The organism is Variovorax sp. AC194 (genome assembly GCF_979257995.1).
Genome location: NZ_OZ409823.1, coordinates 1,725,247 through 1,743,432 on the forward strand (window position 1 = coordinate 1,725,247; position 18,186 = coordinate 1,743,432).

Here is an 18,186-nt window from a genome sequence, read left to right on the forward strand (position 1 = left end):
TGTTTTCACTTCCGAATCCTGTCGTTGAGCCATGTCCACACCGCTGCCCATCCTGTCCCTCCTCGAAACCCGCGTGCTCGGCGTGCTCGCCGAAAAGCAGCGCACCGTGCCCGACAGCTATCCGCTCACGCTCAATTCGCTGGTCTCGGGCTGCAACCAGAAGACCAGCCGCAACCCAGTGCTCGAACTCACCGAGTCGCAGATCCAGTCGGCCATCGACAGCCTCAAGGGCTACAGCCTCGTGGCCGAAAGCAGCGGCGGCCGCGCGTTCCGCTACGAGCACAACATCGACCGCGTGCTGCGGATTCCCTCGCAGTCGGTGATCCTGCTCACGGTGCTGATGCTGCGCGGGCCGCAGACGGCCGGCGAACTGCGCATCGCCTGCGACCGCATGCACAACTTCGCGGACATCTCCTCGGTCGAGGGCTTTCTCGACGAGCTTTCGGAGCGGCCGGCCGGTGCGCTGGTGGTCAAGCTGGCGCGGCTGCCCGGCGCGCGCGAGAGCCGCTGGGCGCACCTGCTGAGCGGGCAGCCGGCGGAAGAGGTCGCGGGGCCGGCCGGCGCATCGGGCGACGGTTCGTACGGCTCGCACGATGCATCGCTCGGCGAAGTCGCGGCACTCAAGGCCAATGTGGCGCGGCTCGAAGCCGAACTGGCGTCGCTGAAGGCGCTGGTGGGGCGGGTGTGTTCGGAGCTCGGAATTTCCGAGGCGGGCTGACCGCGCCGGTTTTGCGTTGCGCTTGAACTGCGTTATCTTGCGCAGCGAATGACACCCAAACTCTCGCTGATGCTGACCGGCGTCGCCGTCCTGGCCGGCGTGGCCGTCTCGCTGATCGTGCTTTCCCTGCTGGTCGCCGCGCTGCTTCCGCGAGGGCATCGCGCCGCGGATGCGCTCAGGCGGTTCGCCGCGCTGGTGCCTTTTCTTGCGGTCGGCGCGGGCATGTCGGTTTATCTCCTGGCCATCCTCGCGTTTGTCTTCCTGTTCCCGGTCCTGACGATCTTCTATTCATGAAATACGACTGCCCGCATTGCAGGAAGCCCGGCATCACCGGTTTCGCAAAGCGCTGGTCCAGCCGCGCCGCGCCCGCAAAGTGCGAAGCTTGCGGCGGCCTGAGCCATGTGCTCGCGAGCACGTCGAGCGGCATCGCCGCGGCCGGCGTTCTCATCCTCGTGGTCTCGCTGATCGCCGCCGTCGGCTGGCCCTCGTCCTATTCCGCCGTGGTCTTCCTCTGCGGGCTGGTGCTGGCCGTGGCCTCGAACCTGCGCGCATGGAAGCGCGCGAAGCTGTGGCCGATCTCCAGGGAAAGCGCCGCCAACGCGACGACCGCGAGCTGGTTCATCACGGGCATCGCGGTGCTCCTGGGGCTTTCTTCCTGACGCGCGCGGCGGCGTCGCGGCCTACGCCACCGGCTCCGGCCGCACCGGCACGTCCACGCTGACCTTCACCGGGTCCATCGTCACCAGCGTGCGAAAGCGCTTGACGTTGTTGCTCTGGAAAAAGAGCTTTCGGCTCAGCGTCGTGTACTGCGCCATGTCCTGCACGACGAGGATCAGGATGAAGTCCCACTCGCCCGTCACGTAGTAGCACTGCTGCACCTGCGGGCAGTCCCTGAAGCTCTGTTTCATCGCATCGAGCAGGTCGATGCGCTCGCTCTCGACCTCCACCTCGGCCACGATGGACAGCGGATGCCCCAGCGCGGCGGGCGCCAGCACCGCGCCGTAGCGCTGGATCACGCCGTCGTCGCGCATGCGCTTGAGCCGCCGGTTGACGGCGGCCGTCGACAGGTGGATGCGCTCGCCGAGTTCGCTTTGCGACATGCGGCTGTTGGCCTGGATCAGCTCCAGCAGGCGAAGGTCCTGGGCGTCGAGAGAGGGCATGGCGGTGTGTGACGCAAAAACGTTGCGTGGAAGGGCCCGATTTTGCGTGCCCGTATCGCGGCATTGTCAATAGCATCGCGCCATGAAATTCCCCGATGAGCCCCAGCGCGACCAGCTTGCGGGCTGGCGCCGCCAGTTGCACGCGATGCCCGAGACCGGCTTCGAGGAAGCCAAGACCTCGGCCTTCGTCATCGGCGTGCTGAAGGCGCTGGGCCTGGAGGTGCACACCGGCATCGGCGGCACGGGGCTCGTGGCGAACCTGAAAGTCGGCAGCGGCCGGGGTGTCATCGGCCTGCGCGCCGAGATGGACGCGCTCAACATCACCGAGGTGCCCACCGACCGCGCCTACGCCTCGGCCACCCCCGGAAAGATGCACGCCTGCGGCCACGACGGCCACATGTCGATCGTGCTGGGCGCGGCGCGCCTCCTGCGCGAGCGCCAGGATTTCGACGGCACGGTGCGCTTCATCTTCCAGCCCGCCGAAGAGCACGGCCGCGGCGCGAAAGCCATGATGGACGACGGCCTCTTCACGCGCTTTCCGGTCGACGAGATCTACGGCCTGCACAACATGCCCGGCATGCGCGCGGGCACGATCGCCACGCGCGCGGGCGGCCTCATGGCCAGCGAAGACAACTTCGTCATCCACGTGAAGGGCCGCGGCACGCATGCCGCGCGGCCGCACATGGGGATCGACCCCATCGTCATCGGCGCGCAGATCGTGCTCGCGCTGCAGGCCATCGTCTCGCGCACGCTCGACCCGGGCGCGCAGGCGGTGGTCTCGTGCACCGAGTTCATCACCGACGGCATACGCAACGCGATTCCCTCGAACGTGGTCATCAAGGGCGACACGCGCAGCTACGACCCCCAGGTGCAGAAGATGCTGGCCGCGCGCATGCGCGAGATCAGCGAAGGCATCTGCCGCATGCACGGCGCCGGCTGCGAGTTCAGCTACACGCACGAGTTCGCGCCCACGGTGAATTGGGCCGACTGTGTGCCCGTCGCGGTGGCGGCCGCCACGGCGGTCGTGGGCGCGGAGAACGTCGATGCCAACGTGGCGCCGATGATGATTTCGGAGGACTTCGGCGCCTTCCTGAAAGTGGTGCCCGGCGCCTTCGTGTTCCTGGGCAACGGCGCCGAGGGCGCGCCCGGCAGCACGCCGCTGCACAACGGCAGCTACGACTTCAACGACGAGGTGCTCGCGACGGGCGCCCGTTACTTCGCGGAAATCGTCCGCCTGCGCCTTCCGCGCTGACCGACAGGACAACCCCTTTTTCTTTTTCCCCATGCTGGTCATCAACAAGAACGCCACCCGCGGCGCCTATCCCGGCGAGCTTCGCGACATCCTCAGCATCGCCGAGGCCCGGCGCACGCGCGCCTGGCTCTCGCGCTGGCCGTTGCTCGCGCCCGAACCCACGCCGCTCTGGCAACTGCCCGACATGGCGGAGGCGCTGGGCGTGGCGGGCATCTTCGTGAAGGACGAATCCAAGCGCTCGTCGCTCGGCAGCTTCAAGGCGCTGGGCGCGCCGGCCGCGCTGGTGCGGCTCATTTTGCGGGCCCATCCCGCGTGGGACCCGGTGGCCGTGCTGCGCGGCGCGCATGCGGCCGAACTCCAGTCGCTGGTCGCCATCAGCGCCACCGACGGCAACCACGGCCGCGCGCTGGCCGCCGCGGCGCAAAGCATCGGCGTGCGCTGCGTGATCGTGCTGCACCGGCATGTGAGCGTGGAGCGCGAAACCGCCATCGCGGCCTTCGGCGCGGAGATCGTGCGCATCGAGGGCAACTACGACACCTCGGTCGCGCATGCGGCCGCATTGGCGAAGACGCACGGCTGGCAGGTCGTCTCCGACACTTCCTACGAAGGCTACGAGGACATTCCGCGCGACGTGATGCAGGGCTACGGCATCCTGGCCGACGAGGTGATGGAGCAGCAGGAGGGCACGGCGATGTTCTCGCACGTGATCCTGCAGGGCGGCGTCGGCGGGCTGGCCGCGGGCGTGGCCAGCTACCTGTGGGAGCAGTACGGCGAGAAGCGCCCGACCCTCATCGTCGTCGAGCCGCGCCAGGCCGACTGCCTGATGCAGAGCGCGCTCAACGGCCATGCATCGAATGCCACGGGCAGCGTCGATTCGGTGATGGCGGGCCTCGCGTGCGGCGAAACATCGCCATTGGCCTGGCGCTTTCTCGCGCCCTCGGTCGATGCCTTCCTCACCATCGAGGACGGCGACGCCGTCGAGGCGATGCGCCTGCTGGCCCGGGGCTCGGCGCACGACAGCCCCATCGTGAGCGGCGAATCGGGCGCGGCGGGCATCGCGGCATTGCGCGTGCTCACGCTGTCGGACGACCTGTGGCGAAAGGTGCGTCTCGATGTGCGCTCGAAGGTGCTGCTGATCAGCACCGAGGGCGCGACCGCGCCTTCGGTCTACCGCGATCTTGTCGGGATCGATGCGGACGAAGTCCTGCGCGGGCAGCGGGCGCCGGTGCGGCTCTAGTTCTTCAGGCCGCGTTCCAGCCGAAGAACCGCAGCACGTCTTCGCGCTGTTTCATCGCATCGGCCCGCCCGAGCGCCATCAACTCGCGCGTGTAGCCCGACTCGAACAGCAGGTAGCTCGCGAGCGCGCCGCCCTTCACGTCGGCCGCGACCTTCGAGCCGCCCAGGAGGTGCCGCACCGCGCCGGGCAGCGAATCCACATGGCGCGCCGCGATCACGTCCAGGCGCTCCGAGGGCGAGATCACCAAGAGGTCCAGCGGGCGCAGCGCGCTCGACGCGCGCACCTCCTCGGGAATCAGCCCCAGCGTGTGGTTGATGCGGCGCAGCCGCTCGATGTCCACCGCCAGCGCATCGAGAAAGATGCTGGAGAGCGCATGGCCCGCGATCTGCGCCATCGTCGGGTAGCCGCTGTGCGTGTTGGGCGCATCAGTCTCGCGCGGCTCGTGCATGCGGCCCGCGCCGATCACCAGGATGCGCTCGGCGCCCAGGTGGATCGCCGCCGCGATGGGCGCCGACTGGCGCATCGAGCCGTCGCCGAAATACTCGGTGTGCCCCTGCATCGGCAGCGCCGTTGCCGGAAACACGAAGGGAATCGCCGAGGACGCGAGCAGGTGGTGGTGCGTGATGCGGTCGCGCACCGAAAGCCGCTGCGAGCGCACCCACGGCTCCATCGGCACCGCGGCCTCGAAGAAGGTGACGTGCTCGCCCGAGCTGTAGCTCGATGCGGTGACGGCCAGCGCCTTCACGTGGCCTTCGTGCATCAACTGCGGCAGGCGGTCCAGCGGCACCATGCGCTGCAGCAGCTCCGACAGCGGCGTGTTGTCCAGCAGCGACTTGGGCTTCACGCGCATCCAGTTGGCCGCAAAGCGCCCGAACCCCAGCAGCATGCGCCAGCGCGCGCCGCTGCCGATGACCGAGAGCGAATCGGCGCGGTACACCTGCTCGGCGCGAAAGCTGCGCCAGACCTCGGCGATGTGCGCCACCACACGGTCGAAGTCGTCCGCGCCGCAGGCGAGCGCCGCCGCGTTGATGGCGCCGGCCGAGGTACCGGTGATGACGGGAAAGGGGTTGCCCGTGCGGGCGGCCGGGCCGGCCGCGCGCCGCATTTCGGCGATGGCTTCGAGCACGCCGACCTGATAGGCCGCCCGTGCGCCGCCTCCGGTGAGCAGAAGGCCGGTGGCGGGGCTTGTCTCTGTCATTTTGGTTATTGGCAGGCTGTTCGGTGAGGGCTTGGGGAGCACCTTAGACTACCCGCCATTCAGGAGTTTGATCAATGGCCATCACCCAAGACGCGATCATGGGCGCCCTCAAGAGCGTCACAGACCCGAACACCCACAAAGAATTCGCGGCGACCCGTTCGCTCAAGAACCTGCAGATCGCCGACGGCGACGTGTCGTTCGACCTCGAACTGGGCTACCCCGCGAAGAGCCAGCACGCGGCGATCCGCAAGGCGCTGGTGGCCGCGGCCAGGACGGTGCCGGGCGTGGAGAACGTGTCGGTCAACATCGTCACCAAGGTCATCAGCCACGCGGTGCAGCGCGGCGTGCAGCTGATGCCCAACGTCAAGAACATCATCGCGGTGGCCTCGGGCAAGGGCGGCGTGGGCAAGAGCACCACGGCGGCCAACCTGGCGCTGGCGCTGGCCGCGGAAGGCGCGAGCGTCGGCCTCCTGGACGCCGACATCTACGGCCCGAGCCAGCCCATGATGATGGGCATCGAAGGCCGCCCCGACAGCCCCGACGGCAAGACCATGGAACCCATGCAGCGCCACGGCGTGCAGGTGATGTCCATCGGCTTCCTGGTCGACCAGGACCAGGCCATGATCTGGCGCGGCCCGATGGCCACGCAGGCGCTGGAGCAGCTCTTGCGCCAGACCAACTGGAAAGACCTGGACTACCTCATCGTCGACATGCCCCCCGGCACCGGCGACATCCAGCTCACGCTGAGCCAGCGCGTGCCGATGACCGGCGCGGTGATCGTCACCACGCCGCAGGACATCGCGCTGCTCGATGCCAAGAAGGGCATCAAGATGTTCGAGAAGGTCGGCGTGCCGATCCTGGGCATCGTGGAAAACATGGCGGTGCACATCTGCTCGAACTGCGGCCATGCCGAACACATCTTCGGCAGCGACGGCGGCAAGAAGATGGCGGCCGAGTACCAGATGGAGTACCTCGGCGCGCTGCCGCTGGACATCAAGATCCGCCTGCAGGCCGACAGCGGCGCCCCCACCGTGGTGGCCGACCCCGAGGGCGACGTGGCCGGCATCTACAAGGCGGTGGCGCGCCAGGTGGCCGTGGGCATTTCGGAGAAGGCGAAGGATTTCTCCTCGAAGTTCCCGACCATCTCGATCAGCAAGAACACCTGAACCCGGAATGCGCGTTTGCGTTTGCCTTTGATTCGCCCGGTTGTGCCTGAGGTGCGTCGTTCGGAGGGCCGGGAATGAACCTGCTCGCCTCGATGCGCTACCTGGTCGCCCTGAGCGAGCACAAGCATTTCGGCCGCGCCGCGCAGGCCTGCCACATCACGCAGCCCGCGCTGTCGAATGCGCTGCGGGCGCTGGAGACCGAGTTCGGCGTGGTGATCGTCAAGCGCGCCCGCGTGTACGTCGGCCTCACGCACGAGGGCGAGCGCGTGCTCGCCACGGCGCAGCGCATGCTGCGCGACAACGAGGTGCTGCTGCAGGAGCTGCGCAGCGACGTGGACAACCCGCACGGCCGGTTGCGCATGGCCGCGGTGCCCACCGCCATTCCGATCCTGTCGCGCTTCGCGGCCATGCTGCACCAGCGCCACCCGGGCATCGTGCCGGCGGTGCTGTCGATGAGTTCGCAGGAGCTGGAGACCGGGCTCGAGAGCCTCTCGATCGACCTGGCCCTGGGCTACACCGAGCGCATGCACCTGCCGGGCATCAAGCTCACGGCGTGGCCGCAGAGCATCGAGCACTACTTCCTGCTGCGACGCGCCAGGACGCCGTCGACGGACGAGTTGCGCATCGGCCAGCCCATCACCTGGGCCGAGGCCGGCAAGCTGCCGCTGTGCCTGCTCACCACCGACATGCACAACCGCGCGATCATGAACCAGGCCCTGCGCGAGGCCGGCGTGCCGGTGACGCCGGCCATCGAGACCAACTCGGTGCTCACCCTCACGCTCGCCGTGAGCGCCGGCACCGTCAGCAGCGTGCTGCCGGGCGCGATGGTCGCGGCCGTGCGCAGCCACCGCGAGCTGGAGGCGCTGCCGCTGGTGGCGCCCGAGGTGCGCACGCCCATCGGCTTCATGACGCAGGACGGCGTGCGCTCCTCGCGCGCGCTCGATGCAGCGCTGGCCTTCCTGCAGACGCCCGAATGGGCCGAGCAGGTGCGCCTGCACAGCGGGACGCTCGGCGGCGACTGAGCGCGCCCCTCTCCATTTCCGGGCCGGGGCATTTAGTTATTGAATCGGCCCATGCGCCGATCGAATTTGACGGCGTGTAAAACGTTCAGACACACTCCGCGGCCCGGATTCAACACAAAAGTTACTCGTCCGGCGAACAAGGAGAAATATGGCAGGCTCAACTGCGGGCGTTCTCGATGGAGAACGCATGGCTGGAGACGGGGTGCAGCAGCAACCCGGCTTCCTCGATAAAGAACGCATCATCGCGGGCCCCGGTTTCAACCGCTGGCTGGTTCCCCCGGCCGCACTGGCCATCCACCTGTGCATCGGCATGGCCTATGGCTTCTCGGTGTTCTGGCTGCCGCTGTCCAAGACGCTCGGCACGGCCGGCACCGGCACCGCCTGCGCGAAGGACGTGAGCTTCTTCGCCGAACTCTTCACCACCACCTGCGACTGGCGCGTGGCCACGCTCGGCTGGATGTACACGCTGTTCTTCGTGTTCCTGGGTTGCTCGGCGGCTCTCTGGGGCGGCTGGCTCGAACGCGCGGGTCCGCGCAAGGCCGGCGTGGTGTCGGCCGTGTGCTGGTGCGGCGGCATGCTGCTGTCGGCGCTGGGCATCCACCTGCACCAGTTCTGGCTGATGATCCTGGGCTCGGGCGTGATCGGGGGCATCGGCCTCGGCCTGGGCTACATCTCGCCGGTGAGCACGCTGATCAAGTGGTTCCCCGACCGCCGCGGCATGGCCACCGGCATGGCCATCATGGGCTTCGGCGGCGGCGCGATGATCGGCTCGCCGCTGGCGGTCGATCTGATGAAGCGCTTCTCCACCGCGACCGACGTGGGCGTGATGCAGACCTTCGTCGTGATGGCGCTGGGCTACTTCGTCTTCATGATGGCCGGCGCGCTCGGCTACCGCGTGCCGCCCTCGGGCTGGAAGCCGGCCGGCTGGACGCCGCCCGTGGCGCAAAGCAGCAACGCCATGATCACGCAGCGCCACGTGCACGTGAAGAAGGTCTGGGGCATTCCCCAGTTCTGGCTCGTGTGGCTGGTGCTGTGCATGAACGTGAGCGCCGGCATCGGCGTGATCGGCATCTCCTCGCCGATGCTGCAGGAAGTGTTCGGCGGCGCGCTCATCGGCGTGTCGCAGAAATTCGGCGAACTCGACAAGGTGCAACTCGCGGCGATCGCCGTGGTGGCCGGCGGCTTCACCGCGCTGCTGTCGCTGTTCAACATCGGCGGGCGCTTCGTGTGGGCCAGTCTCTCGGACAAGCTGGGCCGCAAGCTCACCTACACGGTGTTCTTCGTGCTCGGCGCGATCCTGTACGCGAGCATTCCCTCGTCGGCCGGCGCGGGCAGCAAGCTCCTGTTCGTGGGTGCGTGCTGCATCATCGTGTCGATGTACGGCGGCGGCTTTTCGACCGTTCCGGCGTACCTGGCCGACCTCTTCGGCACGCAGTTCGTGGGTGCCATCCACGGCCGCCTGCTCACCGCGTGGGCCACGGCCGGCATCCTCGGCCCGGTGGTGGTGAACTACATGCGCGAGTACCAGCTGGGCCTGGGCCTGCCGCGCGAGCAGGTCTACAACCAGACCATGTACATCCTGGTGGGCATGCTGGCGATCGGCTTCATCGCCAACCTGCTGGTGCGCCCGGTGGCCGACAAGCACTTCATGACCGAGGCCGAGCTGGCCGTCGAGAAGAAGCTCGCGCACGAGAAGGCCTCGGCGGCCGAAGTGGGCAGCGGCTCGGGCCGCGCCGACACGGTGAGCCCGGCGGTCGTGGTGCTGGCCTGGGCGGCCGTGGGCATTCCGCTCGCGTGGGGTGTCTACAAGACGCTCATCAGCGCGGCGAAGTTCTTCCACTGAGCCGACACGCGGCTCCCCGATGACGATGCGGCCGGTCGGGTTCACACCCGCCGGCCGCATCGCCGTTTCCCGGCCGACATAGCGCTGATGGTGGCGGATGGTTTACCCTTCGCGCCACGATGAAATCCAAAGTCCAGTTCCGCCTGCGCGTCTATCGGGACGACACCATCGCCATCGGCCCCGGCAAGATCGCCGTGCTCGAGGCCGTGGCCGAGACCGGCTCGATCTCCGCGGCCGCCCGCTTGCTGGGCATGTCGTACCGCCGGGCCTGGATGCTGGTGGACGAGATGAACAAGGCCCTGACCTCGCCCGCGGTGAACACGGCCGCCGGCGGCTCGCGCGGCGGCGGCACGGCGCTCACGCCGGTGGGCGAGGAAATCGTCAAGCACTACCGGGCGATCGAGAACGCCGCCAAGCTGGCAACGGCCGCCGACATCCGCGCGCTGACGCGGCTGCTGGCGCCATGACCGCTTCCGCCGACCCCGTCGTCTGCCGCCCCGTCGGCGTGGTGCGCAGCCGCTTCACCGAGGCCACCGGCATGCCGATCCAGACGGCCAGCGCGCCCGACGAGCCGGGGCACCTGGAGGTCTTCGCAGAGTTCGCCCCGGGCCTTCGGGACATCGAGGGCTTCGACTACCTGATCCTCATCACCCACCTGCACCAGTGCGCGCACGAACGGCTGGAGGTGGTGCCCTTTCTGGACAACGCATCGCACGGCGTCTTCGCCACGCGCGCGCCGGCGCGGCCGAACCGGCTGGGCCTGTCGATCGTGCGGCTGGTGTCGGTGGAAGGCACGACGCTGCACTTCAGCGGCAACGACATGATGGACGGCACGCCCGTGCTCGACATCAAGCCCTACGTGCCGCGCTTCGACGTGCGCGAGACCGAGCGCGTCGGCTGGTTCGGCGCCAGGCTCGATCAGCTGCCGGGCATCCGGTCGGACGGCAGGATGGGCTGATCACCGGGCGGGGCCGGGAGCGCGTCCGGGCCCGGGCCCGGCGTCAGGTCGTTGCCCTGCCAGCACGACCACACGTCCTGCGAGAGCGTCTCGCGCGCCTGCGGCGGCGCTTCCTGGATGGTGCCCACGCTGATGAAGCCCGCCAGGTATTCGCCGGGCTGCACGCCCACCTGCCGTGCCAGCGTCTGGTCGAAGCAGCGCTCGCCGCTCAGCACGATCGCGCCGTAGCCCAGCTGGTGCGCCGCGGCCAGGATGTTGCCCAGCGCCGCGCCCGCGCAGAGCCATTGCTCGCGGCCGGGAATCTTGCTGCGCTCGCGCGGCGACACCACGAACCCCAGCAGCAGCGGCGGCCGCGTGGCGTGCTCACGCGCCCGCTTCAAATCCGACGGGCTTGCGAGCGGATCGCGCCTGAGCTTCTCCTGCTCGAAGCACCAGGCCAGCGCCTCGCGGTTCTGCGGGCGGAACTCGATCACGCGCCACGGATGCAGCCCGCCGTGGTCGGGCGCGCGCAGGCCCGCCTGCAGGATGCCGTCGAGCTCGTCGGGGTTGGGGCCGGGCTGCTGCAGCCGGCGCGGCGACACCGAGCGCCGCGTCAGCAGGACTTCGAGGATGCGTTCCGCACCCGTCATGTGCCGCCACATCGCAGTCATTGCTCCTGGCGGTCGACCCACACGGCCTTGCGGCGCAGGACCTCGCCGATGTCGTGCGCATCGGCCTGCGCGACGAGAAAAGACTGGCTCTCGCCCCCGGGCGCGATGATGGAGATCACGAAGCCGTCGGAGTCCATCGCGCGCTCGATGCGCCATTCCTGCACCTGCGTCACGTGGCGAAGCTCCGGCCTGCCGGAGATCGAACGGACGACGGTGTCGTGGGCGGAAGGGCGCATGGGCTTGCAGGTTGGCGGGTGTGCAACGCTATGTTCACCAGTATATGAAGACTGCGCGATTCGCGCACCCCCGTGAGAACCTTAGGGCTCACCATGTAACAATCGCGCCGTATTTTCATGAACACGACGAGCTCACTCATCGCCTCGACCGACTGGTCGCCCCTGGTCCTGTCGCTCAAGGTCGCGGCGGTCGCGACCGTGCTGGCGCTGATCGCGGGCGTGGCGCTGGGCTGGGTGTTCGCGCGCAAGCGCTTCTTCGGCCGCACCGTGCTGGAGGCCGTGTTCATGCTGCCGCTGGTGCTGCCGCCCACGGTGATCGGCTACGCCATCCTGGTGGCGGCCGGCCGCCGCAGCTCGCTGGGCGCGTGGCTGCGCGAGCACCTGGACTACACCATCATCTTCAGCTGGCACGGCGCCGTGGTGGCCTCGGCCGTGGTGGCGCTGCCGCTGGTGCTCAAGTCGGCGAGCGCGGCGTTTGCAAATGTGGACCGCTCGCTCGAGGCCGCCGCCAGCACGCTGCGCCAGTCGCCGTTCTCGGTGTTCCTGCGTGTGACCCTGCCGCTCGCCTGGCCCGGCATCCTGGCCGGCACGCTGCTCGCGTTCGCGCGGGCCATGGGCGAGTTCGGCGCCTCGCTGATGGTGGCCGGCTCGATCCCCAAGCAGACCCAGACGCTCTCGATGGCCATCTACGACGCGGTGCAGGCCGGGCACGACGACCTGGCGCTGCTGCTGGTGATAGTGACTTCGGTGCTGTCGATCACGGTGCTCGTGCTGTCGAACCGTTTCTTCTCGCTTCGCTGATTTCGTTCTTCAATAATCCCAGGAGATACCCATGCGCTCATTCCGCCTCTTGTCCGTCGCCTTTTCTCTGGGTGTGGCTCTGGCCCTGCCGCTGGCCGCCGCCGCGCAGCAGATCACCGTGTCCGCGGCCGCGAGCCTGACCGATGCGTTCAAGGAAATCGGCCCGAAGTTCGAGGCCGCCAAGCCCGGCGCCACCGTGCGCTTCAACTTCGCCGCCTCGGGCGTGCTGCTGCAGCAGATCGGGCAGGGCGCGCCGGTGGACGTGTTCGCCAGCGCCGACCAGGAAACCATGAACCGCGGCGTCGAGCAGAAGCTCATCGACACCGCCACCCGCAAGGACTTCGTGACCAACAGCCTCGTGCTGATCGAGCCCGCCAAAGACGGCGTGGGCGTCAAGTCGCTGCAAGACCTGACCGGCGCCAGCGTCAAGAAAATCGCGGTCGGCAAGACCGCCACCGTGCCGGTCGGCCGCTACACCAAGCAGGTGCTCGATGGTGCGAACCTCTGGACCGTGCTCGAACCCAAATTCGTGCAGGCCGACAGCGTGCGCCAGGTGCTCGACTACGTGAGCCGCGGCGAGGTCGAGGCCGGCTTCGTCTACCGCACCGATGCGGCGGTCGCGGGCGACAAGGTCAAGATCGTGCTCTCGCCCTCGGGCAGCAGCCCCGTGACCTACCCGATCGCGGTGGTGGCCGAGAGCAAGCAGAAGGCCGTGGCCGGCGACTTCCTCGCCTTCCTCGCGACCGACGCTGCGCAGCAAGTGCTCGCCCGCTACGGATTCGGCAAGCCATGATCGACGTCGATCTGAAGCTCACGGTCAAGGACGGGGCGCGCCGCTTCGACCTGGCCGCGCGCTTTCAGACCGACGTTCCCTTCGCCGCGCTCTACGGCCCCTCGGGCGCGGGCAAGTCGCTCACGCTGCAGGCCATCGCGGGCCTTCTGCATCCGTCGTCGGGGCATGTGCGCCTGGACGGCCGCACGCTCTACGACTCGGCCCGGCACATCGATGTGCCGGCGCCCGAGCGGCGCATCGGCTACCTGTTCCAGAACTACGCGCTGTTCCCGCACCTCACGGTGCGCGAGAACGTGTCCTTCGGCCTGACCTCATGGCGCCGCCGCCGGCTGCCGCCCAAGGAGGCGGAGACGGTGCAGGCCCTGCTCGAAGGCTTCGGCCTCGCTGCCCTGGCCGACAGCCGGCCGCAGAACCTCTCCGGCGGCCAGCAGCAGCGCGTGGCGCTCGCCCGCGCGCTGGCCTGCCAGCCGCAGGTGCTGCTGCTGGACGAGCCCTTCGCCGCGCTCAACCCGATGCTGCGCAACGAACTGCGCAACGAGCTCGCGCAGGTGCGCCGCCAGTGGGGCATTCCGGTGCTGATGATCACGCACGACATCGAGGACGTTCTGGCGCTCGCCGACGTCGCCTTCGTCTACAAGGACGGCCAGGTGGTGCGCGAGATCGACCTGCACACCGCCCAGAGCCGCGACATCGCGCTGCGCGAAGTGGCCGGCGTGCCGGTGGTCGAAGAGACGCCGCTGCGCAGCAAGTTGCGCGGCCTCCTGATGCAGGACGTGCAGTCCTGACCTTAATGGGGCTGTCCGGGGGCTCGCCCCCCGGCCGATTCGGCGTTAACGTTGACCTAACGGTTCTGAGCTACCTTCCGCCTCGCACCAACAAAAGGGGGCCGGTGTGCGCACGCTGCTTGTCGAAGACGACGAAATGATCGGGAAGAGCCTTGTCCGCGGCCTGGAGCGGTCGGGCTGGGCCGTGGACTGGGTGCGCGACGGCCTGCTCGCGCAGAGTGCGATGACCGACGGCGACTACAGCTGCGTGCTGCTCGACCTGGGCCTGCCCAAGGCGGACGGCCTGGAGGTGCTGCGCCGCGCGCGGAGTCTCAAGGACGACACGCCCATCCTCATCCTCACCGCGCGCGACGGCCTCGGCCAGCGGGTCGAGGGGCTGGACCTGGGCGCCGACGACTACCTGCTCAAGCCCTTCGAACTGCCCGAACTGCTGGCCCGCATGCGCGCGGTGGTGCGGCGGCGGCACGGCGCCTCGAACTCCGTCATCGGCAGCGGCAACGTGCAGCTGGACCTCACCACGCGCGAGATCCTGCACAACGGCACGCGCGAGGTGCTCACCGCCCGCGAATTCGCGCTGATGCACGCCATGCTGGAGCGCCCCGGCGCGATCTTCTCGCGCGAGCAGCTGGAGAGCCGCATCTACGGCTGGGGCGAAGAGGTGATGAGCAACGCGGTCGACGTGATCATCCACAACATGCGCCGCAAGCTCGGTGCCGACACCATCCGCAACGTGCGCGGGCTGGGGTGGCGCGTGGTGGATTCATGAGCGTTCAGCCGAGCCGCCGCTGGTATTCGCCGGGGTCCCTGCGCAACAAGCTGCTGCTCTGGCTGGTGCTGGTGCATGTGCTCGCGGCCATCGGCGTGGCGTGGTTCACCTACACGAGCTACGACCGCCTCATCGTCACCTTCAAGGACGACCAGATGCAGACGCTGGCCGACTCCTACGCCAGCAACGAGAACGTGCCGGTGCTCAAGCCGGGCGACCGGCAGGGCATCTACCACCGCGGCGCCTTCATCGTGCAGATCTGGAGCGCGCGGGGCGAGCTGCTGGCCACCTCCTGGCCGTCGCTGGCCGTGGGTCGCCAGCCGGGGGAGGGCCTGCATGTGGTGCGGCTCGGCCCCGGGGACCACGAGACATGGCGCGTCTACTCCACCGGCCCGGTGGCCGAAGGCGGGCGCTTCAGCGTGCAGGTGATCCAGAACGGCGGCTTCGTGCGCGCGCTGGTGGAGCGGCGCGCGCTGCAGTCGGCCGCGCCCATCGCCTTGCTGCTGCCGCTGTCGCTGGCCGTGCTGTGGCTGGTGGTCTGGACCTCGTCGCGCAAGCTGCGCAGCGTGGCGCTCGATGTGGCGGCGAAAGACGAGCGCAGCCTGTCGGAGCTCTCGGTGTCCCACGTGCCCGACGAGATCGCGCCGCTGGTGGAAGCCTTCAACAGCCTGCTGCTGCGCCTGCGCCAGGCCTTCGCCGCGCAGCGGCGCTTCGTGCAGGACGCCGCGCACGAGCTGCGCACGCCCATCGCCGCCCTCGGCCTGCAGCTGGACAACATGCGCGCCGAGGTGCCCGGCGAACGCGCCGCGGAGCACTACACGCAATTGAAGGGCGGCGTGACGCGCGCCCAGCACCTCATCGAGCAGCTGCTGCGCATGTCGCACCAGGAGAGCCACGCACCGCGCGAGCCGGCGGTGCCGCTGGACGTGGCCTCGGTGCTGCGCGACAGCATCGCGCAGCTGATGGTGATTGCCGACCGGCGCCGCATCGACATCGGTTTCGACGGTGAGACGAGCGCGACGGTGAACGCACCGCCCGCGGAGCTGCGCAGCATCTTCGGCAACCTGATCGACAACGCGTTGCGCCATTCGCCCGAAGGCGGCGTCGTCGACGTGCGGCTGCATGCGGCGGGCGGGCGGCCGGTGGTCGACGTGGTGGACAACGGCCCCGGCATTCCGCCCGAGGCGCTGGAGCGCGCCTTCGACCGCTTCTACCGCGTGCCCGGCACCGCGGCCGAAGGCAGCGGCCTGGGCCTGGCCATCGCGCAGATGGCGGCCGAGCGCAACGGCATGCGCATCGTGCTGGACAACCGCAGGGACGAGCGCGGCGCGGTCCTCGGGCTGATCGCGCGGGTGCACCTGCATGCGCCGGAGCGCGCGGCGGCACCTGAACGCGCCGCGGCGCGCGGCTGAACCTGAACGCGCCGCGGCACGCGGCTTAACGCCCAGTTAACTCTCGCATAAAGGACGCATAAAGCGCGGTTTCTACAGTGAGCCCAGGCCGACACAGCGGCCGCCTCTCGAGGGTCTTCCTCGGTTCTCAACAGGAGCTCACATGCGAAACATCACCCACCTGCTGGCCGTCCTTGCCACCAGCCTTGCCGCCAGCCTCGCCGCCTCGGCCCATGCCGAAACCTACGACGGCGTGCACCAGGGCGCGAACCTGCGCGAGCGCGACGCGGTGGCGGCCGAGGCCGTCGCCACGGCCCACGCCCCCAACCAGAACGTGACGCGTGGCTCGCGCGGCGCCGACCCGTTCACCTCGACCGCGTCGCGCGAGGCGGTCTACGAAGACGCGGTGCTCACCGCCCATGCGCCCGACCAGAACGTGACTGGCGGCTCGCGCGTGAACAGCGTCGTCGTCTCCACGATGCCGCCAGCGAAGGCGCAAGCGTCCATCGCGCCGGCCTCGCGCTTCTGAGCGAAAGCACGTGATGGACGCGATGGATTCGATGGACGCGACGGACCCGGCGATCCAGGACGGCTGCACGCGCCGCACCGTCCTCCTCACCAGCGCGGCCGGCGTGGTGGCGGCGGCGCTGCCGCTCGCCGGCGGCGCCGCACCGGCCGGCGACGGCGCGCCGCTCGCGCAGCTCACGCTGCGCATCAACGGCCAGCCGCATGCGCTGGCCATCGATCCGCGCGTCACGCTGCTCGACCTGCTGCGCGAGCACCTGCGCCTCACCGGCGCCAAGAAGGGCTGCGACCACGGCCAGTGCGGCGCCTGCACGGTGATGGTGAACGGCCGGCGCATCAACAGCTGCCTCACGCTGGCCGTGATGCACGACGGCGACGCAGTGACGACCATCGAAGGCCTGGGCGATCCGAAGGCGCTGCACCCGATGCAGGCCGCCTTCGTCAAGCACGACGGCTACCAGTGCGGCTACTGCACGCCGGGCCAGATCTGCTCGGCGGTCGGCATGCTCGACGAAATGCGCCGCGGCATGCCCAGCCACGTGACGCGCGACATCGCGGTGCGCCCGCTCTTGAGCGACGAGGAGCTGCGCGAGCGCATGAGCGGCAACATCTGCCGGTGCGCGGGGTATCCGAACATCATCGCGGCCATCCGCGAGGTGGCAGGAAAAACTGCGGGAGAAACTGCGGGAGAAATGGCATGAGAGCCTTCACCTACGAACGCGCGCAGACCCCGGCCGAAGCCGCCGCGGCCGTGCAGCGCCAGCCCGGCGCGAAGTTCATCGCGGGCGGCACCAACCTGCTCGACCTGATGAAGCTGGACATCGAGCATCCGGCGCACCTGGTCGACGTCAACCGCCTCGCGCTCGACCGCATCGAGGCCACGCCCGACGGGGGTCTGAAGATCGGCGCGCTGGTGCGCAACAGCGACCTGGCGGCCGACATCCGCGTGCGGCAGGGCTATCCGCTGCTCGCGCGCGCCTTGCTCTCGGGCGCCAGCGCCCAGCTGCGCAACAAGGCGACCACCGCGGGCAACCTGCTGCAGCGCACGCGCTGCTTCTACTTCTACGACACCACCAAGCCCTGCAACAAGCGCACGCCCGGCAGCGGCTGCGCGGCGATGGAGGGCTTCAACCGCATCCACGCGATCCTCGGTGCGAGCGACCAGTGCATCGCGGTGCATTCGTCCGACATGGCGGTGGCGATGCGCGCCTTCGATGCGCGCGTGGAGACCGTCTCGGCCAACGGCGGCGCGCGGCAGATTCCGATTGCCGACTTCCATCGCCTGCCCGGTGCGACGCCGCACGTGGAGACCGCGCTCGCGCCGGACGAACTCGTCACGGCCGTGGTGCTGCCCGCGCCGCTCGGCGGGCGGCAGCTCTACCGCAAGGTGCGCGACCGGGCGTCGTACGCCTTCGCGCTCGTGTCGGTGGCGGCGGTGGTCGTGCGCGAAGGCCGCACCGTCAGAGAGGCGCGCCTGGCCTTCGGCGGCCTCGCGGCCAGGCCCTGGCGCAACGAGGAGGCGGAGCAGCGCCTCGTGGGCACCGATGGCGGCGCGAACGCCCGCCGTGCCGTCGCCGACGTCTTGCTCGCCGACGCGCGCGGCCACGGCCACAACGATTTCAAGATTCCCCTGCTGCGCCGCACGCTCGACGTGACGCTGGCGCAGGCGATGGCAACCACCTGAG

22 protein-coding genes are annotated in these 18,186 nt (G+C 69.2%); 18 read left to right on the top strand and 4 right to left on the bottom strand.

Going from position 1 to position 18,186, the window contains the following annotated elements; all coding sequences use genetic code 11:
• The first annotated feature begins 31 nt into the window (after positions 1-31).
• The 3 genes from ACZYRS_RS08340 (at position 32) to ACZYRS_RS08350 (ending at position 1,377) form a co-directional block, all read left to right on the top strand.
• Positions 32-718, top strand: a complete 687-nt coding sequence (locus ACZYRS_RS08340) for a YceH family protein (RefSeq protein WP_463418840.1) — start codon at positions 32-34, stop codon at positions 716-718.
• Between the two features lie 69 nt (positions 719-787).
• Positions 788-1,012: a hypothetical protein gene (locus ACZYRS_RS08345; protein WP_463418841.1), complete on the top strand. Its 225-nt coding sequence runs from the start codon at positions 788-790 to the stop codon at positions 1,010-1,012.
• Positions 1,009-1,377, top strand: a complete 369-nt coding sequence (locus ACZYRS_RS08350) for a hypothetical protein (RefSeq protein ID WP_463418842.1) — start codon at positions 1,009-1,011, stop codon at positions 1,375-1,377. The genes ACZYRS_RS08345 and ACZYRS_RS08350 overlap by 4 nt, the downstream gene beginning before the upstream one ends.
• Positions 1,378-1,398: 21 nt before the next feature.
• Here the strand turns inward: ACZYRS_RS08350 and ACZYRS_RS08355 are convergent, their stop codons facing one another.
• Positions 1,399-1,878, bottom strand: coding sequence for an Lrp/AsnC family transcriptional regulator (locus tag ACZYRS_RS08355; RefSeq protein WP_198785192.1), 480 nt, complete (start codon positions 1,876-1,878; stop codon positions 1,399-1,401).
• A gap of 82 nt (positions 1,879-1,960) precedes the next feature.
• On the opposite strand from ACZYRS_RS08355, the gene ACZYRS_RS08360 reads away from it, so the two are divergent.
• Positions 1,961-3,130 (top strand): M20 aminoacylase family protein, encoded by a 1,170-nt coding sequence (locus ACZYRS_RS08360; protein WP_463418843.1) that lies wholly within the window; start codon positions 1,961-1,963, stop codon positions 3,128-3,130.
• 31 nt (positions 3,131-3,161) lie between these two features.
• Entirely contained in the window at positions 3,162-4,367 is a 1,206-nt protein-coding gene (locus ACZYRS_RS08365) for a diaminopropionate ammonia-lyase (protein WP_463418844.1), read from the top strand.
• A 4-nt stretch (positions 4,368-4,371) separates the two neighbouring features.
• Here the strand turns inward: ACZYRS_RS08365 and ACZYRS_RS08370 are convergent, their stop codons facing one another.
• Positions 4,372-5,565: a patatin-like phospholipase family protein gene (locus tag ACZYRS_RS08370; protein WP_463418845.1), complete on the bottom strand. Its 1,194-nt coding sequence runs from the start codon at positions 5,563-5,565 to the stop codon at positions 4,372-4,374.
• Between the two features lie 74 nt (positions 5,566-5,639).
• Here ACZYRS_RS08370 and apbC point away from each other — a divergent pair, with 74 nt between their 5' ends.
• The 5 genes from apbC to tsaA all read left to right on the top strand — a co-directional run bounded on the left by apbC (position 5,640) and on the right by tsaA (position 10,554).
• Positions 5,640-6,731, top strand: a complete 1,092-nt coding sequence (apbC, locus tag ACZYRS_RS08375; protein WP_198785196.1) for an iron-sulfur cluster carrier protein ApbC — start codon at positions 5,640-5,642, stop codon at positions 6,729-6,731.
• A gap of 74 nt (positions 6,732-6,805) precedes the next feature.
• Positions 6,806-7,753, top strand: a complete 948-nt coding sequence (locus ACZYRS_RS08380) for a LysR substrate-binding domain-containing protein (RefSeq protein ID WP_198785197.1) — start codon at positions 6,806-6,808, stop codon at positions 7,751-7,753.
• 187 nt (positions 7,754-7,940) lie between these two features.
• Positions 7,941-9,596: an OFA family MFS transporter gene (locus ACZYRS_RS08385; protein ID WP_463418846.1), complete on the top strand. Its 1,656-nt coding sequence runs from the start codon at positions 7,941-7,943 to the stop codon at positions 9,594-9,596.
• Positions 9,597-9,715: 119 nt separating this feature from the next.
• Positions 9,716-10,063 carry a winged helix-turn-helix domain-containing protein gene (locus tag ACZYRS_RS08390; RefSeq protein ID WP_042580543.1) on the top strand — a complete coding sequence of 116 codons (348 nt, stop codon included), beginning with the start codon at positions 9,716-9,718 and terminating at the stop codon, positions 10,061-10,063.
• The gene (gene tsaA / locus ACZYRS_RS08395) at positions 10,060-10,554 is read left to right on the top strand and encodes a tRNA (N6-threonylcarbamoyladenosine(37)-N6)-methyltransferase TrmO (RefSeq protein WP_463418847.1); all 495 of its coding nucleotides are present in this window, start codon (positions 10,060-10,062) and stop codon (positions 10,552-10,554) included. The genes ACZYRS_RS08390 and tsaA overlap by 4 nt, the downstream gene beginning before the upstream one ends.
• Here the strand turns inward: tsaA and ACZYRS_RS08400 are convergent.
• Both ACZYRS_RS08400 and ACZYRS_RS08405 read right to left on the bottom strand, forming a co-directional pair.
• Positions 10,515-11,183, bottom strand: coding sequence for a nitroreductase family protein (locus ACZYRS_RS08400; protein WP_463418848.1), 669 nt, complete (start codon positions 11,181-11,183; stop codon positions 10,515-10,517). The two genes, tsaA and ACZYRS_RS08400, sit on opposite strands and share 40 nt — an antisense overlap.
• Before the next feature lie 17 nt (positions 11,184-11,200).
• Entirely contained in the window at positions 11,201-11,440 is a 240-nt protein-coding gene (locus ACZYRS_RS08405; RefSeq protein WP_463418849.1) for a hypothetical protein, read from the bottom strand.
• Between the two features lie 117 nt (positions 11,441-11,557).
• Here ACZYRS_RS08405 and modB point away from each other — a divergent pair, with 117 nt between their 5' ends.
• From modB to ACZYRS_RS08445, 8 genes are all read left to right on the top strand, one after another.
• Positions 11,558-12,241, top strand: coding sequence for a molybdate ABC transporter permease subunit (modB, locus tag ACZYRS_RS08410; protein ID WP_463418850.1), 684 nt, complete (start codon positions 11,558-11,560; stop codon positions 12,239-12,241).
• A gap of 31 nt (positions 12,242-12,272) precedes the next feature.
• The gene (gene modA, locus ACZYRS_RS08415; RefSeq protein ID WP_463418851.1) at positions 12,273-13,034 is read left to right on the top strand and encodes a molybdate ABC transporter substrate-binding protein; all 762 of its coding nucleotides are present in this window, start codon (positions 12,273-12,275) and stop codon (positions 13,032-13,034) included.
• Positions 13,031-13,819, top strand: a complete 789-nt coding sequence (locus tag ACZYRS_RS08420; RefSeq protein ID WP_463418852.1) for an ABC transporter ATP-binding protein — start codon at positions 13,031-13,033, stop codon at positions 13,817-13,819. Before modA ends, ACZYRS_RS08420 begins: the two co-directional genes overlap by 4 nt.
• Positions 13,820-13,925: 106 nt before the next feature.
• Positions 13,926-14,585 (top strand): response regulator, encoded by a 660-nt coding sequence (locus tag ACZYRS_RS08425; RefSeq protein ID WP_463418853.1) that lies wholly within the window; start codon positions 13,926-13,928, stop codon positions 14,583-14,585.
• The gene (locus tag ACZYRS_RS08430) at positions 14,582-15,997 is read left to right on the top strand and encodes a sensor histidine kinase (protein ID WP_463418854.1); all 1,416 of its coding nucleotides are present in this window, start codon (positions 14,582-14,584) and stop codon (positions 15,995-15,997) included. The genes ACZYRS_RS08425 and ACZYRS_RS08430 overlap by 4 nt, the downstream gene beginning before the upstream one ends.
• Positions 15,998-16,139: 142 nt before the next feature.
• Complete coding sequence (locus ACZYRS_RS08435; protein ID WP_463418855.1) at positions 16,140-16,505, top strand: DUF4148 domain-containing protein; 366 nt, start codon at positions 16,140-16,142, stop codon at positions 16,503-16,505.
• A 13-nt stretch (positions 16,506-16,518) separates the two neighbouring features.
• Positions 16,519-17,202, top strand: a complete 684-nt coding sequence (paoA, locus tag ACZYRS_RS08440; RefSeq protein WP_463418856.1) for an aldehyde dehydrogenase iron-sulfur subunit PaoA — start codon at positions 16,519-16,521, stop codon at positions 17,200-17,202.
• Positions 17,199-18,185: an FAD binding domain-containing protein gene (locus tag ACZYRS_RS08445; protein WP_463418857.1), complete on the top strand. Its 987-nt coding sequence runs from the start codon at positions 17,199-17,201 to the stop codon at positions 18,183-18,185. Before paoA ends, ACZYRS_RS08445 begins: the two co-directional genes overlap by 4 nt.
• Position 18,186: the final 1 nt, after the last annotated feature.

Bases quoted from the DNA above. Each gene is read 5' to 3' on its own strand.
- ACZYRS_RS08340 (WP_463418840.1), top strand. From the start codon at position 32: ATGTCCACACCGCTGCCCATCCTGTCCCTCCTCGAAACCCGCGTGCTC.
- ACZYRS_RS08345 (WP_463418841.1), top strand. From the start codon at position 788: ATGCTGACCGGCGTCGCCGTCCTGGCCGGCGTGGCCGTCTCGCTGATC.
- ACZYRS_RS08350 (WP_463418842.1), top strand. From the start codon at position 1,009: ATGAAATACGACTGCCCGCATTGCAGGAAGCCCGGCATCACCGGTTTC.
- ACZYRS_RS08355 (WP_198785192.1), bottom strand. From the start codon at position 1,878: ATGCCCTCTCTCGACGCCCAGGACCTTCGCCTGCTGGAGCTGATCCAG.
- ACZYRS_RS08360 (WP_463418843.1), top strand. From the start codon at position 1,961: ATGAAATTCCCCGATGAGCCCCAGCGCGACCAGCTTGCGGGCTGGCGC.
- ACZYRS_RS08365 (WP_463418844.1), top strand. From the start codon at position 3,162: ATGCTGGTCATCAACAAGAACGCCACCCGCGGCGCCTATCCCGGCGAG.
- ACZYRS_RS08370 (WP_463418845.1), bottom strand. From the start codon at position 5,565: ATGACAGAGACAAGCCCCGCCACCGGCCTTCTGCTCACCGGAGGCGGC.
- apbC (WP_198785196.1), top strand. From the start codon at position 5,640: ATGGCCATCACCCAAGACGCGATCATGGGCGCCCTCAAGAGCGTCACA.
- ACZYRS_RS08380 (WP_198785197.1), top strand. From the start codon at position 6,806: ATGAACCTGCTCGCCTCGATGCGCTACCTGGTCGCCCTGAGCGAGCAC.
- ACZYRS_RS08385 (WP_463418846.1), top strand. From the start codon at position 7,941: ATGGCTGGAGACGGGGTGCAGCAGCAACCCGGCTTCCTCGATAAAGAA.
- ACZYRS_RS08390 (WP_042580543.1), top strand. From the start codon at position 9,716: ATGAAATCCAAAGTCCAGTTCCGCCTGCGCGTCTATCGGGACGACACC.
- tsaA (WP_463418847.1), top strand. From the start codon at position 10,060: ATGACCGCTTCCGCCGACCCCGTCGTCTGCCGCCCCGTCGGCGTGGTG.
- ACZYRS_RS08400 (WP_463418848.1), bottom strand. From the start codon at position 11,183: ATGACGGGTGCGGAACGCATCCTCGAAGTCCTGCTGACGCGGCGCTCG.
- ACZYRS_RS08405 (WP_463418849.1), bottom strand. From the start codon at position 11,440: ATGCGCCCTTCCGCCCACGACACCGTCGTCCGTTCGATCTCCGGCAGG.
- modB (WP_463418850.1), top strand. From the start codon at position 11,558: ATGAACACGACGAGCTCACTCATCGCCTCGACCGACTGGTCGCCCCTG.
- modA (WP_463418851.1), top strand. From the start codon at position 12,273: ATGCGCTCATTCCGCCTCTTGTCCGTCGCCTTTTCTCTGGGTGTGGCT.
- ACZYRS_RS08420 (WP_463418852.1), top strand. From the start codon at position 13,031: ATGATCGACGTCGATCTGAAGCTCACGGTCAAGGACGGGGCGCGCCGC.
- ACZYRS_RS08430 (WP_463418854.1), top strand. From the start codon at position 14,582: ATGAGCGTTCAGCCGAGCCGCCGCTGGTATTCGCCGGGGTCCCTGCGC.
- ACZYRS_RS08435 (WP_463418855.1), top strand. From the start codon at position 16,140: ATGCGAAACATCACCCACCTGCTGGCCGTCCTTGCCACCAGCCTTGCC.
- paoA (WP_463418856.1), top strand. From the start codon at position 16,519: ATGGACGCGATGGATTCGATGGACGCGACGGACCCGGCGATCCAGGAC.
- ACZYRS_RS08445 (WP_463418857.1), top strand. From the start codon at position 17,199: ATGAGAGCCTTCACCTACGAACGCGCGCAGACCCCGGCCGAAGCCGCC.